This is a genomic window from Alphaproteobacteria bacterium (assembly GCA_041396705.1).
GTDB lineage: Bacteria > Pseudomonadota > Alphaproteobacteria > CALKHQ01 > CALKHQ01 > CALKHQ01.
Window position 1 is genome coordinate 301092 of the sequence record JAWKYB010000004.1, and the last position, 15629, is coordinate 316720.

Sequence of the window (15629 nt, forward strand, 5' to 3'; positions counted from 1 at the left end):
GGCATAGTCGACCGTGGTGGCACCGCTGGTGTTGGTGGCGCGGGTGACGGTGAAGGTGAACGCGGTCGAGCCGCTGTTGCCCTCGGCCTTGTCCGCGCTCAGCGCGGCGATGGACAACTGCGCCGGCAGCGCGTCGTCGTTGCGGATGGTGCCGGTGGCGCTTGCGGTGGCGACGGTGGCGCCGCCGGAGGCGTTCGACAGCGTGACGGCGAAGGTCTCGTCGCTCTCCACCGTGGTGTCGCCCGCGACCTGCACGGTGATCGTCTTCGACGTCTCGCCGGCGGCGAAGCTGACGGTGCCGCTCGGCAGCACCCCGCCGGCGAAGTCGGCCGCGCCTGCCGCGCTGCTGCCGGAGCCGGCAACGGCATAGTCGACCGTGGTGGCACCGGAGGTGTTGTCGGCGCGCGTGACGGTGAAGGTGAAGGCGGTCGAGCCGCTGTTGCCCTCGGCCTTGTCGGCGCTCAGCGCGGCAATCGACAGCTGGGCTGGCAAGGCGTCGTCGTTGCGGATGGTGCCGGTGGCCGATGCCGTGGCGATGGTGGCGCCGCCGGACGCATTGGACAGCGTGACGGCGAAGGTCTCGTCGCTCTCCACCGTGGTGTCGCCGGCGACCTGCACGGTGACGGTCTTCGCCGTCTCGCCGGCGGCGAAGCTGACGGTGCCGCTCGGCAGCACCCCGCCGGCGAAGTCGGCCGCGCCTGCCGCGCTGCTGCCGGAGCCGGCGACGGCATAGTCGACCGTGGTGGCACCGCTGGTGTTGGTGGCGCGGGTGACGGTGAAGGTGAAGGCGGTCGAGCCGCTGTTGCCCTCATGGCGAGTTCGTTCGCTCCCCAATAGGCGCGATGGCCCCAGCTGCCGTCGTTCCAGTGCAGCATGATCTCGGTCGGCGGATTGCTCGGATCGATCCGGACGTAGACGAACAGCGTGTCGCCGGTGCCGACGCTCATCGTCTGCGTCGCACCGTAGAAATAATGCTGATGGTAGCCCGCCACGGCCGCCGACTGGTGCGCATCCGTGCCCGACCAGGCTGCGATGGTGCCGCGGCCGCTCACGTCGTAGTCCACGGTCGTGGTGCCGCTGCTGTCGCCCGACCGGCTGACCGTGAAGGTGAAGTCGGCCGTGCCGGCGCCCGACTCCGACTTCACCGCATCGAGTGCCGCGATCGAGATCTGCGCCGGTCCGGACCCGGAATCGTCGTTGCGGATGGTGCCGGTGGCGCTTGCGGTGGCGATGGTCGCGCCGCCGGACGCATTGGACAGCGTGACGGCGAAGGTCTCGTCGCTCTCCACCGTGGTGTCGCCGGCGACCTGCACGGTGACGGTCTTCGCCGTCTCGCCGGCGGCGAAGCTGACCGTGCCGGAGGGCAGGGTGCCGCCGGCGAAGTCCGCGGCGCCGGCCGCGCTGCTGCCGGAGCCGGCGACGGCATAGTCGACCGTGGTGGCACCGCTGGTGTTGTCGGCGCGGGTGACGGTGAAGGTGAAGGCGGTCGAGCCGCTGTTGCCCTCGGCCTTGTCCGCGCTGAGCGCGGCGATGGAAAGCTGCGCCGGCAGGCTGTCGTCGTTGCGGATGGTGCCGGTGGCGCTTGCGGTGGCGATGGTGGCGCCGCCGGAGGCGTTCGACAGCGTGACCGCGAAGGTCTCGTCGCTCTCCACCGTGGTGTCGCCGGCGACCTGCACGGTAACGGTCTTCGACGTCTCGCCGGCGGCGAAGCTGACGGTGCCGCTCGGCAACACCCCGCCGGCGAAGTCCGCGGCGCCGGCCGCGCTGCTGCCGGAGCCGGCGACGGCATAGTCGACCGTGGTGGCGCCGCTGGTGTTGGTGGCGCGGGTGACGGTGAAGGTGAAGGCGGTCGAGCCGCTGTTGCCCTCGGCCTTGTCGGCGCTCAGTGCGGCGATGGACAGCTGCGCCGGCAGCGCATCGTCGTTGCGGATGGTGCCGGCGGCGCTTGCGGTGGCGATGGTGGCGCCGCCGGACGCATTGGACAGCGTGACGGCGAAGGTCTCGTCGCTCTCCACCGTCGTGTCGCCGGCGACCTGCACGGTAACGGTCTTCGACGTCTCGCCGGCGGCGAAGCTGACGGTGCCGCTCGGCAACACCCCGCCGGCGAAGTCCGCGGCGCCGGCCGCGCTGCTGCCGGAGCCGGCGACGGCATAGTCGACCGTGGTGGCGCCGCTGGTGTTGGTGGCGCGGGTGACGGTGAAGGTGAAGGCGGTCGAGCCGCTGTTGCCCTCGGCCTTGTCGGCGCTCAGTGCGGCGATGGACAGCTGCGCCGGGACGCTGGCGGCGCTGGCGGAGTCGTCGTTCTCGATCACGGCGCTGGCCGACGCGGTGGTGATCTTGCCGCTGGCCGAGGGTTCGACAGTGTGACCTTGAAGCCCTCGTCGCTCTCGTGGTTGGTGTCGCCGGCGACCAGCACGGTGACGGTCTTCGCCGTCTCGCCGGCGGCGAAGCTGACCGTGCCGGAGGGCATGGCGCCGCCGACGAAATCGGACGCCGCGGCGGTGCCGCCCTCGATCCAACTCCAGCTGTCGTTGACCGCGGCCTGGGTCGCGCCGGCGGGCACCGCATCGTCGAACCAGACCTGGTCGGTGCCGTTGTGGCTGACGCCGGCCCTGTCCCACTGCGCGCTGCCGTCGTTGAGGATGAAGCCCATGCCGTTGACGCTGCGGCCTTCCAGCGCGACGGCGCTGGCCGGCACCTCCAGCCGCACCCACTCGCCGGCGGTCGGCAGCGGGCCCATGTATTGCCGGCTCGCGGTGCCGTCGGTGCCGATGGCGAGGTCGTTCGCGCCCCAATAGGCGCGGTGGCCCCAGCTGCCGTCGTTCCAATGGACCATGATCTCGGTCGGCGGACTGCTCGGGTCGATCTTGACGTAGACGAACAGCGTGTCGCCGGTGCCGACGCTCATCGTGTCGGTCGCGCCGTAGAAGTAGTGCTGGTGATAGCCGGCGGCATCGGCGGATTCGTGCGCCGAGGTGCCGGAGACGACGCCGGCGACGCTGCCGGCAACCGCGTAGTCGACCGTGACGGCCGATGCCGTGTCGCCGCCGCGCGTCACGGTGAAGGTGAACGCGGTCGCGCCGCTGTCGCCCTCGGCCTTCTCGGCGTCCAGCGCCGCGATCGACAGCGTCGGCACCTTCGGCGGCGCCATCGCGACGATGGCCTCGCCCAGCGCCTTCACGTCGACCAGCGGAAACGACAGACCGGTGTTGACGACGTTGTCGTTCTCGTTGTCGCCGTCGACGATGGTGGTGCCGGTCGACTTGATCAGGCTCTCGAACTCGGTGACCGTCAGCTTGCGGCCCAGCTCCTGCATCGCCAGATCCTGGGCCAGCGCCACGACGCCGGTCACGTGCGGCGCCGCCTGGCTGGTCCCGTGCATCGTCACCAAACCGCCGGTCGGCCCGGCCCCGGTGATCGGTGCGCCTGGGGCGAACACGGTGGTCAGCGTGTCGTCGCGCTGGCTGAACGGCGTGATGTAGCCGCTGCCGCTGGAATAGGCGACGGCGCCGCTGCCGTAGCTCCAGCCGCCGGTGTTGCCGTCGTAGACCGCGCCGATCGACAGCGAGTTCGGGTCCGCGGCCGGGTAGGAGACGCCCTGGACGCTGTTGAAGCCGTAGAAGTTGTTGCCGGACGCCGAGACCACGACGACGCCGAGGTTGGCCAGGGCGGCCATCTCGTCGGCGATGCCGTACAGCTGGACGGGCGTCTGGTAGTTGCCGCTGTCGCCCAGCGACATGTTCACGCTGACGATGTTGTAGGCGACGGCGTTGTTCACCACCCAGCGCAGCGCGTTCTCGATGTAGGAGAAATAGCCCGCGCCGGAATCCTGGAACACCTTGAGCGCGATGATGTCGACGCCGGGCGCCACGCCGGTGTAGGTGCCGTCCTGCGACCCGACGATGCTGGCCACGTTCGAGCCGTGACCGTTGACATCCGACGCGTTGCTGTCGCCGTTGCCGAAGTCGTACTGGTAGACGATCCGGTCGGCGATGCCGTTGCCGTCGCTGTCGGGTCCGAAGAACGCGTGTTTGAGGTCGATGCCGGTGTCGAGGATGACGCTGGCGAAGCCGCTTCCGTCGATGCCGACGAATCGGGTGTCGGCCCGGAAATCGTCCAGGTTGATCACGCCGCTGGACAAGTTGGTGGCCGGCTGCACGCCGGCATCCACCGGCGTCACCTCGCCGACGGTGAAGATCTCGATCGCCGAGCCGGTGGTGGTCAGGTTGATACCGGCGACCGTCTGCTCGATGGTCAGCGGGGCTGCGATGCTTTCGGCCGCGCCGGACTCGATCGACGGCCAGGGTGCGAAGCCGGTGAATGCGTCGCCGTCGGGGACATGACCCTCGGCCGGCAGGCTCCACGAGGTGGCGAACGGCGTACCGGTCGCGCTCGGCCACGGCGAATCCGCCGACAAGGCCTCGACCCAGGGCAGCGGCGCGCTGTCCGTCGCCGGTTCGCCGAGGAAGTCCCAGGTGGCGAGGCCGTGCCCATGTGCGCTGTCGGCGTGCGACGGCAGGCCCGGTAGCGTCGGGGCGAAGCCGCGGTCCGCATCGGCGAATGGCGAATCCAGCCCGGACCCCGTCCGTCCGCGGTGTGCTGCGAAGTCCGGAATCGACCAAGCGGTGTCTGTCAGTCTAGCGAACGACACTGCGCCCCCACTGCGCCCCCGGCACGGGCGGACCTATCGCCTTTCGGTGAATTCGCCACACACCCGGACGCCAATTGCCACGCCTTTCGTTAGCCATTGCCCGGTGAGGAATAACGGATGGTTAAGCAAACAAGGCAACTTTTAGGCATATCCCGGACAGGTGCAACCGCACCGCTCGCGGGCCTCGTTTCAGGCCAGGCGATAACCGACTGAGGCATAGGCGGTCGAGGCGTCGAGCGTCGTGTCCAGCCGCTGCCATAGCCTGCGTTTCCATGCCGGCCAGCCGGCGGCGATGGCGTCCGGGCCCTGGGCCGGCGCCGTCGTCATCCTGTCGATCGCGTCCTGCGCGAAGACGTGGTCGAGAAAGCCGTCGTCGACCGCCACCGCGCCGTCGGTCATGGCCAGCAGCAGCGCGCGGAAGTAGGCGCGGTCCGCGGTCAGCCGCTCCATCGGCACGTGCAGGAACGGCTGCGCCAGCTCGCCGACCTCGACGGTCACCATGTGCAGGGCGGCGAGAAAGCCCATGGTGTGCGGGTCGTCGAGCGAGACGTCCAGCCCGGCGAGCAGGTCGCCGAACCGCGCCTGGAACGGCGCGCCGCCGACCGTCGCGTGGTAGTTCGACAGCTGGCGCGGCGTGTCCGGGTGGCCCTGGCGCACGAAATCCTTGGCGCTCTTCGCCGCCAGCGATTCGATCCGGGCGAATGGATGGCGCACCAGGTTGACCACGGCATAGCGCCGCCGCGCCTTGCCGCGGGCCTGGTAGCCGAGCAGGCTGGAGACGCTGAACTTGTGCACATTGGCCTGAAAGCGCGCCGGCCGCAGCCAGCGCAACGCCGCGAAATAGGCGTCCGGACCCATCGGTTCGCGCCGGCGCATGTAGGCGGCGAGTATCCGCGCCCGGCGGGTCGGAGTCTGCCAGCGCGCCTCGCCGAACACCGGCAGGCCGAGCAGCGACAGGCTGCAGTTGAACGCCGGATGCGTGTTCAGGGCGGCGACCAGCCAATGGCAGGCCGTCCGCCCGTGCGACAGGAACATCAGCCCGTGCAGCGGCCGGTTGCGGTCGATCCCGCGCGGGAAAGCCAACCGCTCGGCCGCGATCCCGTCCACAGCGGATGCGTCCAGACCGGCCGCCGCTTTCCCTGCCTGGTCAAGGTGCCGGTTGGCGTCCACGGGTGCGGCGCGCCGGCCTAGGAAGCCGTCGCGGAGGCGGGTCGCGCCGGGTTGCCCGGCTGCCGGGCGCCTGCCGCGATGTGCTGCCGCCAGACGGTGTCGATGTCGCCGTATTCGACGACGCGGCCCTTGTCGAGCAGCATCCCGCGATCGCACCAGGTCTTCACCGTGCGCTCGCTGTGGCTGGCGATGACCACCGCCGACGCCCGGCCCATGAAATGCCGCAGCCGCTCGCGCGCCCGCTCGCGGAAGTCCTCGTCGCCGGCGCCCACCACCTCGTCCATCAGCACGATGTCGCGCTGCACCGCCGTGGTCAGCGCGAAGCGCAGCCGCACCTTCATGCCGGTGGAATAGGTGCGGATCGGCAGGTGTAGGTAGTCGCCGAGGCCGGAGAACGCCGCGATATCCTCGGTCAGGGCGCCGAAGCGCTCGCGCGGCACGCCCATGATGATCGCCCGCTGCGCGATGCCCTCATAGCCGGTCGCGTCCGGGGTCAGGCCTTCGTTGAGGTTCAGCAGCACGCCGATGCTGCCGCGCACCGCGATCTCGCCCGCGATCGGCGTCAGGATGCCGGCGAGCGCGCGCAGCAGCGTCGACTTGCCGGCCCCGTTGTGGCCCAGCAGCGCGACGCGCTCGCCGGGGCGGACCTCGAAGCTGACGTCGTCGATCGCGCGCACGGCCACCCGCGCCCGGCGATAGCGCACGAACCCGCCGCCGATCGCCTCCTCTCCCTCGCGTCGCGCGCCGAGGCTGCGCGAGACCGGGTGCAGGGCCAGCACGTGGCGCAGCGAGCGCTGTTGGCCGTCGTACAGCGGGAACTCGATGCGCAGGTTGCGGCAGCGGATCGCGAACATCGCTACAGCCAATAGGCGATGCGGTGGCGCAAGGCCACGAAGGTGCCGGCCGCGGCCGTCCAGCCGAAGGCGGCCAGACCGGCCGTGACGCCCCAGTCCAGGCCCGACGGCCACTCGCCCAGCAGCGGCTTGCGCACCACCGCGATCACATAGGTCAGCGGATTGAGGTCGGCGATCAGCCGCCATTGCGCCAGCTGCTCGGGGTAGTACATCACCGGCGTCAGCCAGAACAGCACGCCGATGCTGACCTGGACGATCAGCGGGATGTCGCGGAAGCGCGTCGACAGCACCGCCAGGATCAGCGGCGCCCACGCCACGGCCACGATGGCGAGCGGCAGGGTGACCAGCGCCAGCAACGCCGCCGGCAGCGGGAACACCGCGAACACCGCGTAGACGCCGACAAGCACGATCAGCTGGTGCAGCACGACGATGGTGCACTTGCTCATCGCCTTCAGGAAATGGGTCAGCAGAGGACTGGTGCTGTTGAGGATCTGCTCGTTCGCCGCGATCAGGCTCATCGCGCCGTCGTTGGCCAGCGCGCTGATCAGGTTCCACAGGATCAGGCCGGCCGCCAGATAGGGAAAGAAGCGTTCGCCCGCGTGGTTGAAGATCGCGCTGACGATCACCCCCATGGTCACAAGCTGGATGGCCAGCGTCAGGGCCAGCCACAGCGGACCGAGCGTGGAGCGGCGATAGCGCTGCTTGATCTCCAGCCAGGCCAGCAGCTGCCAGGTCCGCCATTGGCGCAGGCTCTCCGCCAGGTCGCGCAGCGCGGCGCGGCGGTGGCCGGTCGGGCTCCAGACGACCGGTGTCTCGGCTGCCGGTTCCGGCTGCGCCGGCGCGCTCACGGCGAACGCGCCCAGCCCAGCCGCGCGGCGACGGATTCCGGAATCCGCGCCTCGGCCGCCGCCTGCTGCGCCGGGCTCATCACCCGGCGCCATTCGTCCGTTTCGCCGCGCCGGAAATGCACCGCGTCGCCGAGCGGAATGTGGGGCTTGACGAAGCGGCCGCGCGGAACGGCGTGGAAGTCCAGCATCGCGGCGAAGAAGGCATCCTGGTCGGCGACCATGTCCTCGTAGCGGCCGATGTGGACCTTGAGCGGCCCCCCCCGGTCGGCCACCCGCAGCCAGCCCTCGGTCCATTCGACCAGCAGCGGCAGCCAATGCTCGATCGCCCAGTCGACCCGGTCGGCCAGCGGGCGGTCGAAATAGGCCTCGGGCAGGGGCGGGTAGATGAACAGGTAGGTCTCCGGGTTGTCGCGGAACCCGTCGATGAAGTGGATCCACGACAGCATCGCCTGGCGCGGGTCGCGGACCATGACGGTGACCCGGTCGAAGAACCGGCCGATGTGGGTCAGGTTCAGCGGGCTGGCGTCGAAATGGTCCTGCGAGATGCCGCCGTCGCGGGCCAGCGCCTGGATCTCGAAGAAGCGGATGCTGTCATAGGGGAAATACTGGTTGGCGACGATGCGCGGCTGGATCGCAAGCCCCTTGCCCAGCATGGAGGTGACGAAATAGGTGCCCGACTTCGGCATGCTGGTGAACAGGATCGGGTGGACCCGCACCGCGTCGAAGCGCTGTTGCAGCTGGTCGGCGCGATGGCGCTCGCGGTTGAGCTCGGTCTCCAGCGCGTTGATGCGCAGGCGCAGCGCGCCGGGCGGCAACAGTCCGCGCCGGGCCAGGCGGCGGAACAGCCCCGGCACCGCCCGTTTCACCACATCGCTCACGCCGCGCCGCTCCCCTGCGCCGTCATGCGCCGGTGCCCCGGGCCGGCGAGGTGGCGCGGCCGGCCAGGCGCCGCATGCCGCGGCGCAGCGACAGTGGAGTCATCGGGCGCAGATGCGTCCATGCCTCGCGGGCGAGCAGGCGGCCGGCCAGCCGTGCGGTCAGGTGGCGGCGGTGACCGGGGGAGCCGAGCAGCCAGCCCATGTCGCGCAGCCGCATCTCCGGCACCAGCGCGCTGCGGCGGATCTGCGGATAGACGTCGGGGAACTCGGTGCGCAGGACGTCGATCACGTCCAGCAGCAGCCGGCGCTGGCCGGCCCGGTCGCGCGCGCCGGTCCAGGAATAGCTGCCGGCGGTGACCCGGAAATAGGCCAGTACCGCGGGCACGTAGCAGGCGCCGTGGCGGAAGCCGAGCACCAGGTTGGCGAACCAGTCGGCATGCCAGGCCAGCTCGGGCCGGAAGCCGCCGACCGCATCGAGCGCCTCGCGGCGGTAGACCACCGTGTTCGACGAGATGGTGAACAGGTTGCGCCGCATCAGCCGCGCCAGCGCCGCCGGCGCGAAATAGGCCGGGCCGTCGGCGATGCCGAGCAGGTGGTCGCGCCGCGCGCCGGTCTCGGCGATCAGCTCGCCCGGATCGGAGAAACACAGTGCTGCGGCCGGATGGGCTTCGAGCGCGGCGACCGAACGCGCCAGGAATATCGGCGTCACACGGTCGTCGGCCGCTGCGGCGGTGACGAAAGCGCCCGTTGCCACCTTCAGGCCGCACTGGATCGCGACGTTGGGCCCGCCGTTGCGCGCCAGCCTGACCGCGCGCACGGCCGGATGCCGCGCCGCAAGCCCGGCGATGCGCGCTGCGGTATCGTCGGTCGAGGCGTCGTCGACGAGCACGATCTCGCGCGGCGGCCGCGTCTGCCGCAGGAAGGCGTCGACGGCGCCCTCGACGAACGCGCCGTGGTTATGGACCGGGATGACAACGCTGATCATGGGGCGGTGGGACGACTCCTGGCCGGTGGCGCGATTGCGGCCATTATGCACGAAGGCGGCGACAGCGGTACCGCCGGCGCTGGGGCGTCGCGGCGCGGAGGACCGGAAACGCGCGCGCTGCGGCGCGCTCCGCTGGCCGCCGCCGCGAGGCTGTCATATCGTTCCGGCGGTGCAGGATCGTGCGGCCCGCACGGTTGTGCAGCTCGCAACGCTTTTGGGGGAGATTCGACGGTGAGTTCGAGCAAGTCCAATTCTGCAGTTGGCGCAATCGCATTGGCCGCGCTGGCGCTGTCCGCCTGTGTCGGTTCGGGGCCGGCGCAGACATCGTCCGCAACCGGCACTTCGACCGTAGCCACACTCTCAACGCCCGTGCCCGGCGCACCGGCGGGCGACGCGCTGGCGGCGATGGTGGCGGGCCAGAGCTTCAGCGGCACCGCGGTCAGCGGCGAGCCGTTCTGCACCTACTATGGGACCGACGGCAGCTTCGCCACCGCCATCTCCGGCAGCCTGCAGCGCAGCGGCACCTGGTCGGCCGACGGCCAGGCGATCTGCCTGACCGGCGGCGGCTATTCGAACTGCAGCCAGTTCGATTTCCTGCCGACCGGCGGCGTGACCATCACCGACCTCGAAGGGTCGGGCGCATTCCCGGTATCGGCCAGCGCCACCGCCGGCAACACCTGCGGCGTCTGACCCCGGCCTGCGGTTCCGGTCGCGGCCCCGGGCGGCGGCGTCAGCTGCCGCCGGGGCCGTTCTCGAACCAGGCCCGCGCCAGTTCCGCCCAGCCGCGCGGCATCATGTGGCCGCCGTCGTGCAGGCAGAACTCGATATCGTGGCCGGTGGCGCAGGATTCGTTCCAGACGCGGCACCAGTAGAAGTCGCCCATGGCGATGTCGTCGGGGTTGCTGCGGCACTGGTCGGTGCGGCGCAGCAGCGACAGCGATTCGCCGACGTCGCCCTGGTGCCAGTCGCGGATGCCGCGCCCTTCCAGCGGCACCTGGGTGTCGGCGAAACCATGGATGTGCAGCATCCGCGCCGGTCCGCCGGGGCAGGTGTCGGTCGGCGCCGGCCGCCTGAGCGCGCCGGAGACCGAGACATAGCCGGCGAACATGTCGCCCTCGGTGCAGGCGACCAGCCACGCCATCGAACCGCCGGCCGAGAATCCGGCGACCAGGATGCGGCTGCGGTCGAGCGGCACGCGGGCGGCCACGTCCTCCACCACGTCGAGTGTGAAGGCGACGTCGTCGCGCATGCCGTCCTCGGGCGGCCGCGCCGGCCAGGCGCGCACGTCGCTGTCCGGCCGCAGCGCGCCGTTCGGCGCGATGAGGAGATAGCCGTGGTCGCCGAACGACGCCTTGATGCTGCCGCTGTTGATGACGCTGAGCCCGGACGAGCGGTGGCCGTGGAAGAAGACGATTGCCGGCAGCGGGCTCTCGCCGTCCCAGCCCGGCGGCAAGGCCAGATAGTACTCGCCATCGCCGACGCTGCATGGCGCCGCCTCGTCGCAGGGCGCGGCAAGCGCGGGGGCCGTGCAGAGCAGCAACGCGGTCAGTCCGAGCAGCCAGCGCATGGTCGCGAGCCTCCGTGCCGATGCATCGATCGCGCCGCCGACGCTACGCCACCGCGGCTGCAATGCATTCTCACGACGCGATCACGAATCCGCGATGGCGGCGCCGAGCGGGATGCGCGCAACCGCGCCGAACGGCGCGCCGGCCTGCGGCTGGCGGAACACCGTCACCGCGTCGACGCGCAGCGCGCTTTGCGCGAACGGGGCGACCAGCGGCGCCAGCGCCGCGTCGAGCAGCGCCCGTTCGTCGTCGCCGGTGCGGCCGGCCAGCGTCATGTGGAAGCGGAAGGCGTCGAGGACGTAGGGATAGCCCCAGCGGTCGAGCAGGGCGCGCTCGCGCGGGCCGAGGCCGCCGCCGGCGAGCCGGCGGGCCATCTCCGCCTCGCTCAAGGGCGCGCGCAACGGGTCGAGGCCGGTGACCATCGCGTCGCACAGCGCCTGCATCGCCGGGCAGGGCTCCGCCAGCACCAGCGCCTTCCAGCCGTCGATGGTGGCGAGCATCAGCGGCGGGGCGTCGAACGGCGCGATGTCCGCGGCCAGCGCGGTCGCGGCCGCGATCAGGCCCTGCTCGTCGCAGCCGGCGGCCAGCCGGAACGGCGCCTTCAGCGTGGCATGGAAGCCGTACAGGCGGGCCGACGCGGTGATCGCCGCCAGCCGCTCCGGCGCGATGCCGGCGACCGGCGGCTGCGGCAGGGCCGCGCCGGTAACGGCGTCGCGGCCCAGCCAGCCGCTGCCGAAGCGATGCAGGGCGCCGGCCGGCCGCGGGGCGAAATACACCGCAAGGCGCGGTGCGGCGTCGGCCGGGCTCACGCCACCTGCCGGCCTTCGCGCCAGACCGCGCGGACCACGGGGATGTCCTCGACGACACGGACCTGGACCATGTCGGCGCGCAGCCCCAGCGCGATCGTGCCGCGGGCGTCGCGGCGCCCGGCCGCGGCCGGGTTGGCGCGGACCGTGGCGATCGCCTTCGGCAGCGCGAAGCCGTAAGGCTCGGCGGTCAGCCGGAACGCGGCCTGGATCATGCTGATCGGCACATAGTCCGACGACAGGATGTCGAGCAGGTCGTGCTCGGCCAGGGTGCCGGCGGCGATGTTGCCCGAGTGCGAGCCGCCGCGGACCAGGTTGGGCGCGCCCATGACGATCTGCATGCCGTGGTCGCGCGAGGCCCGGGCCGCCTCCAGCGTGGTCGGGAACTCGGCGACGTGCATGCCCAGCTCGGCCGCCTCGTCGACATGCTCGACGGTCTGGTCGTCGTGGCTGGCCATCGGCAGGTCGCGCGCGCGGCCGATCGCGGCCAGCGTGCGCCGGTTGCCGGGCCCGTATTTGCGCGCCGCCTCCATCCGCTCGGCGATCACCTTGTCGGCCTCGTCGATGCCCAGGTGCTGCAGCAGCGTGTGGGCGGCGCGATAGGACTCCAGGGTCGGGAACTGGCGCTGGCCGGGCGAATGGTCCATCAGCGACATGAAGGCGAGCAGCGGGTTGTCGAGATAGTCGGAGAACATCTCGACGATGGTCTCCTCGACCACCTCGCAGCGCAGGTGCAGGCGGTGGTCGGCGCGCAGCACGCCGGCGAAATGCGCCTTGGTCACGCCCTCGACCATCGGCGTCAGCGTCTCGTGCCGGTTGTTGGCCTTGCGGCCGCCGATCAGCGCCAGCGAATCGTAGACGGTGGTAATGCCGGCGCAGGCGATCTGCGCGTCGTGCGCCAGCGCGGCGGCGAAGCCGTTCCAGTCGACGCCGATCCGCGGGGTGAAGTGCCGCTCCAGATGGTCGGTGTGCAGGTCGATCAGCCCGGGAATCAGATAGTCGCCCTCGCAGTCGACGGCGGGCGCCGCCGTCGCGCCGCCATCCAGGCTTGCGATCCGCCCGTCGACCGCGCTGACGCTGCCGGCGAAGACCTCCTGCGCTGCGACGACGCGCGCGTTGTTCCAGACGACTTCCATGGTCACTCGTCGATCGTGTCCGGGATCGTTTCCGCGATGGCATCCGGGCGCCGGCCCGGCCGGCCGTGCCGCCGCGCAGACGGCCGCGACCGGGGGCTTCCGGCCGCCGGTGACGGCATAGCTACCATCGACTATGTTACAGTATTACTGGGGTCGTCTGCCGGAGCGCAACACAGTCCTGGCCAGGCGCAGCGTGGAGGCGAGGGCCGTTGGCGTTCCGGCGGGAAAACGGGCTGGCGATCTGGCGCCAGATCGCGGAGGCGATTCGGGGCCAGATCCGGGACCAGGGCATGCGGCCGGGCGAGCGGCTGCCGACCGAAACGGAGCTGGCCGCCCGGTTCGAGGTCAACCGCCATACCGTCCGCCAGGCGCTGGCCTTCCTGCAGGACAGCGGCGAGGTCCATGTCGAACAGGGGCGCGGCACCTTCGTCGCGCGCGACCCGGTGCTCTATCCGGTCGGCCGCCGCACCCGCTTCACCGAGATCGTCCGGCTGCAGCAGCGGCTGCCCGGCGGCACGCTGCTGCGCGCGCAGACGATTGAGGCCCAGGCGGCGATGGCGCGCGACCTGGACGTCGCGCCGGGCGAGGCGCTGAGCGTGCTGGAGGTGCTGCACACGGCGGACGGACAGCCGCTGTGCCTGACCGCCCATCACTTCGTCATCGCCCGCGTCGGCGACCTGGAACCGGCGCTGCGCGCCACCGGCTCGGTCACCGCGGCGCTGCGCAAGGCGGGCGTCGCGGACTATGTGCGCAAGCTGACCCGCCTGGGCGCGCGCCGGCCGACCAACCGCGAGACCGGCATCCTGCGAATCGCGCGGACCCGCCCGGTGCTGGTCAGCGAGGCGGTCAACACGCTGCCCGACGGCACGCCGATCGAGCTCGGCCTCGCTTGTTTTCCGGCCGACCGGGTGCAGATTGTCGTCGAATCCTAGTGGGACGCGCCGAAATCGGCTAAGGTGCCAAGAACGTATGCGCAACATCGAAGCGGTGGACGGGGTGCCGGAGATGGCGATGGACGGCATGCAAGGCGAGGCCAGCCTGGGCGTGCTGGAGCGGGACGGCTATCGGGTCGAGCTGCGGCCGAGCGGCGCGCGACTGCAGGTGCGCTGGGCCGGCCGGCTGATCGCGGAGACGCGGGCCCCGATCCGGCTGCACGAATCCGGCTATGTGCCGACCTGGTACATCCCGCGCGCCGACGTCGACCCGACCGTGGTGCGCGAGAGCGCGCACCGCAGCTATTGCCCCTACAAGGGCGAGGCCCGCTATTGGACGCTGGCGGCCGGCGACCGGGTGACCGAGAACGCGGCCTGGTACTATCCGGACCCGTTTCCCGGGCTCGAGCGGCTGAAGGACTACGTCGCTTTCTATGCCGACCGGGTCGATTCGATCGTCGAGGTCGACGGCGCCCGCACCATCGCCGACGCGATGGTGCCGACCGCGGGCGGCGCCGGCGGCCCGGTGTTCCAATGGCTGCTGCGCGACGCCTGGCGCCTGCCGACCGCGCGCGACCTGTCGGACTCCTTCGTCCGCCTGCTGCGGGCCGAGGATCCCGACCTGGTTCGCTTCTTCGTCGGCATCTATGTGGTCCACCCGATGGTCCGCGCGATGGGTTTCAGCTGGGAGACCGGCAGCGATGCGGTGCAGGAGTTCGATGCGCCGCACACCACCGCGCCGTCCGAGGACTGGGTGAAGAGCCCGCTGCGGCCGCTGATGGAGCACGGCAGGCCGGAGATCCGCATCCGCATCGACGACGACGCGGCGATCGCCTCCTATCCGCTGCTGCAGCGGCTGCGCGGCCTCGGCGCCACCGAATATCTCGCGCTGCCGATGCCGCACGGCAACCGGGTCGACGCGGTGGCGCTGGCGACCATGCGGCCCAGCGGCTTCGATCCGGCGCTGGTCGAGGGGCTGCGCACGGCCGCGCCGCTCCTCGGCCGGCTTTACGCCCTGCACGGGCTCGACCGCACCGCGCATACGCTGCTGGACACCTATATCGGGCGCCAGGCGTCGGAACGGGTGTTCTACGGCCAGGTCAAGCGCGGCGACGGCGAGGACATCCGCGCCGCGATCTGGTTCTGCGACCTGCGCCAGTTCACCCAGCATTCCGAGCGGCTGCCGCGTGCCGACCTGATCCGCCTGCTCAACGACTATTTCTCGATGATCACCGAGGCGGTGCGGCGCAACGGCGGCGAGGTGCTGAAGTTCATCGGCGACGCGGTGCTGGCGATCTTTCCGATCGGTTTCAACGGCGACGTCGGCGCGATCTGCCGCGCCGCCTATCGCGCCGCGCTGGACGCGCGCACCGCGGTCGACGCCTTCAACCAGGCCCGCCATATCGAACGGGCGCCGCCGATCGATTTCGGCGTCAGCCTGCACATCGGCGACGTGCTCTACGGCAACATTGGCGCGCCCGACCGGCTCGACTTCACCGTGATCGGCCCAGCGGTCAACCTGGTCACGCGGATCGAGGGGCTGACCGCGATTCTGGGCGAGCCGCTGCTGATGAGCCAGGCCTTCGTCGAGGCTGCCGCCATCCCGGCCCGTGCGCTCGGCGCCTACACGCTGAAGGGGATCAACGCCCCGCAGGCGGTGTTCGCGGCCGAATCGGCGACGATCAGCGCGGCAACGACATAGGCCGTTCGCGCGCGGCCCTTGTTTCGCACCTGCGAAATCGCTATCTGATGCGCCGGAACAACGCGCCGATCAGCGAAAGCTCAACCATTCACCCCTAGACAA

13 protein-coding genes and 2 pseudogenes are annotated in these 15629 nt (G+C 71.1%); 4 read left to right on the top strand and 11 right to left on the bottom strand.

Annotation, left to right across the window (positions count from 1 at the left end):
- The first annotated feature begins 13 nt into the window (after window positions 1-13).
- Complete coding sequence (locus tag R3F55_07520) at window positions 14-370, top strand: hypothetical protein (GenBank protein ID MEZ5667269.1); 357 nt, start codon at window positions 14-16, stop codon at window positions 368-370.
- Here R3F55_07520 and R3F55_07525 read toward each other — a convergent pair.
- From R3F55_07525 to R3F55_07560, 8 genes and pseudogenes are all read right to left on the bottom strand, one after another.
- A pseudogene (locus tag R3F55_07525) lies at window positions 256-834 on the bottom strand (Calx-beta domain-containing protein). The gene R3F55_07520 and the pseudogene R3F55_07525 overlap by 115 nt on opposite strands.
- A gap of 479 nt (window positions 835-1313) precedes the next feature.
- Window positions 1314-2312, bottom strand: a pseudogene (locus R3F55_07530) (Calx-beta domain-containing protein).
- Window positions 2309-4651: a S8 family serine peptidase gene (locus R3F55_07535; protein MEZ5667270.1), complete on the bottom strand. Its 2343-nt coding sequence runs from the start codon at window positions 4649-4651 to the stop codon at window positions 2309-2311. Before R3F55_07535 ends, R3F55_07530 begins: the two are co-directional and overlap by 4 nt.
- A gap of 189 nt (window positions 4652-4840) precedes the next feature.
- Window positions 4841-5758 carry a hypothetical protein gene (locus R3F55_07540; GenBank protein MEZ5667271.1) on the bottom strand — a complete coding sequence of 306 codons (918 nt, stop codon included), beginning with the start codon at window positions 5756-5758 and terminating at the stop codon, window positions 4841-4843.
- Window positions 5759-5838: 80 nt separating this feature from the next.
- Window positions 5839-6675, bottom strand: a complete 837-nt coding sequence (locus R3F55_07545; GenBank protein ID MEZ5667272.1) for an ABC transporter ATP-binding protein — start codon at window positions 6673-6675, stop codon at window positions 5839-5841.
- A 2-nt stretch (window positions 6676-6677) separates the two neighbouring features.
- On the bottom strand, window positions 6678-7523 hold the full coding sequence (locus R3F55_07550; protein MEZ5667273.1) for an ABC transporter permease: 846 nt from the start codon (window positions 7521-7523) through the stop codon (window positions 6678-6680).
- On the bottom strand, window positions 7520-8401 hold the full coding sequence (locus tag R3F55_07555; GenBank protein MEZ5667274.1) for a hypothetical protein: 882 nt from the start codon (window positions 8399-8401) through the stop codon (window positions 7520-7522). The genes R3F55_07550 and R3F55_07555 overlap by 4 nt, the downstream gene beginning before the upstream one ends.
- A gap of 22 nt (window positions 8402-8423) precedes the next feature.
- Entirely contained in the window at window positions 8424-9386 is a 963-nt protein-coding gene (locus tag R3F55_07560; protein MEZ5667275.1) for a glycosyltransferase, read from the bottom strand.
- A 369-nt stretch (window positions 9387-9755) separates the two neighbouring features.
- On the opposite strand from R3F55_07560, the gene R3F55_07565 reads away from it, so the two are divergent.
- Entirely contained in the window at window positions 9756-10076 is a 321-nt protein-coding gene (locus tag R3F55_07565; GenBank protein MEZ5667276.1) for a hypothetical protein, read from the top strand.
- A gap of 40 nt (window positions 10077-10116) precedes the next feature.
- Here the strand turns inward: R3F55_07565 and R3F55_07570 are convergent, their stop codons facing one another.
- From R3F55_07570 to R3F55_07580, 3 genes are all read right to left on the bottom strand, one after another.
- Window positions 10117-10953, bottom strand: coding sequence for a PHB depolymerase family esterase (locus tag R3F55_07570; protein MEZ5667277.1), 837 nt, complete (start codon window positions 10951-10953; stop codon window positions 10117-10119).
- A gap of 81 nt (window positions 10954-11034) precedes the next feature.
- Window positions 11035-11760 (bottom strand): DUF1045 domain-containing protein, encoded by a 726-nt coding sequence (locus R3F55_07575; GenBank protein MEZ5667278.1) that lies wholly within the window; start codon window positions 11758-11760, stop codon window positions 11035-11037.
- A complete protein-coding gene (locus R3F55_07580) occupies window positions 11757-12893 on the bottom strand; it encodes an alpha-D-ribose 1-methylphosphonate 5-triphosphate diphosphatase (protein MEZ5667279.1) in 1137 nt (378 codons plus the stop codon). Before R3F55_07580 ends, R3F55_07575 begins: the two co-directional genes overlap by 4 nt.
- Before the next feature lie 209 nt (window positions 12894-13102).
- Between R3F55_07580 and phnF the strand changes: the two genes are divergently transcribed.
- Both phnF and R3F55_07590 read left to right on the top strand, forming a co-directional pair.
- The gene (gene phnF, locus R3F55_07585) at window positions 13103-13825 is read left to right on the top strand and encodes a phosphonate metabolism transcriptional regulator PhnF (protein MEZ5667280.1); all 723 of its coding nucleotides are present in this window, start codon (window positions 13103-13105) and stop codon (window positions 13823-13825) included.
- A gap of 37 nt (window positions 13826-13862) precedes the next feature.
- Window positions 13863-15527: a DUF427 domain-containing protein gene (locus R3F55_07590; GenBank protein ID MEZ5667281.1), complete on the top strand. Its 1665-nt coding sequence runs from the start codon at window positions 13863-13865 to the stop codon at window positions 15525-15527.
- Window positions 15528-15629 lie beyond the last annotated feature (102 nt).

Bases quoted from the DNA above. Each gene is read 5' to 3' on its own strand.
- R3F55_07545 (MEZ5667272.1), bottom strand. From the start codon at position 6,675: ATGTTCGCGATCCGCTGCCGCAACCTGCGCATCGAGTTCCCGCTGTAC.
- R3F55_07560 (MEZ5667275.1), bottom strand. From the start codon at position 9,386: ATGATCAGCGTTGTCATCCCGGTCCATAACCACGGCGCGTTCGTCGAG.
- R3F55_07570 (MEZ5667277.1), bottom strand. From the start codon at position 10,953: ATGCGCTGGCTGCTCGGACTGACCGCGTTGCTGCTCTGCACGGCCCCC.
- R3F55_07580 (MEZ5667279.1), bottom strand. From the start codon at position 12,893: ATGGAAGTCGTCTGGAACAACGCGCGCGTCGTCGCAGCGCAGGAGGTC.
- R3F55_07590 (MEZ5667281.1), top strand. From the start codon at position 13,863: ATGCGCAACATCGAAGCGGTGGACGGGGTGCCGGAGATGGCGATGGAC.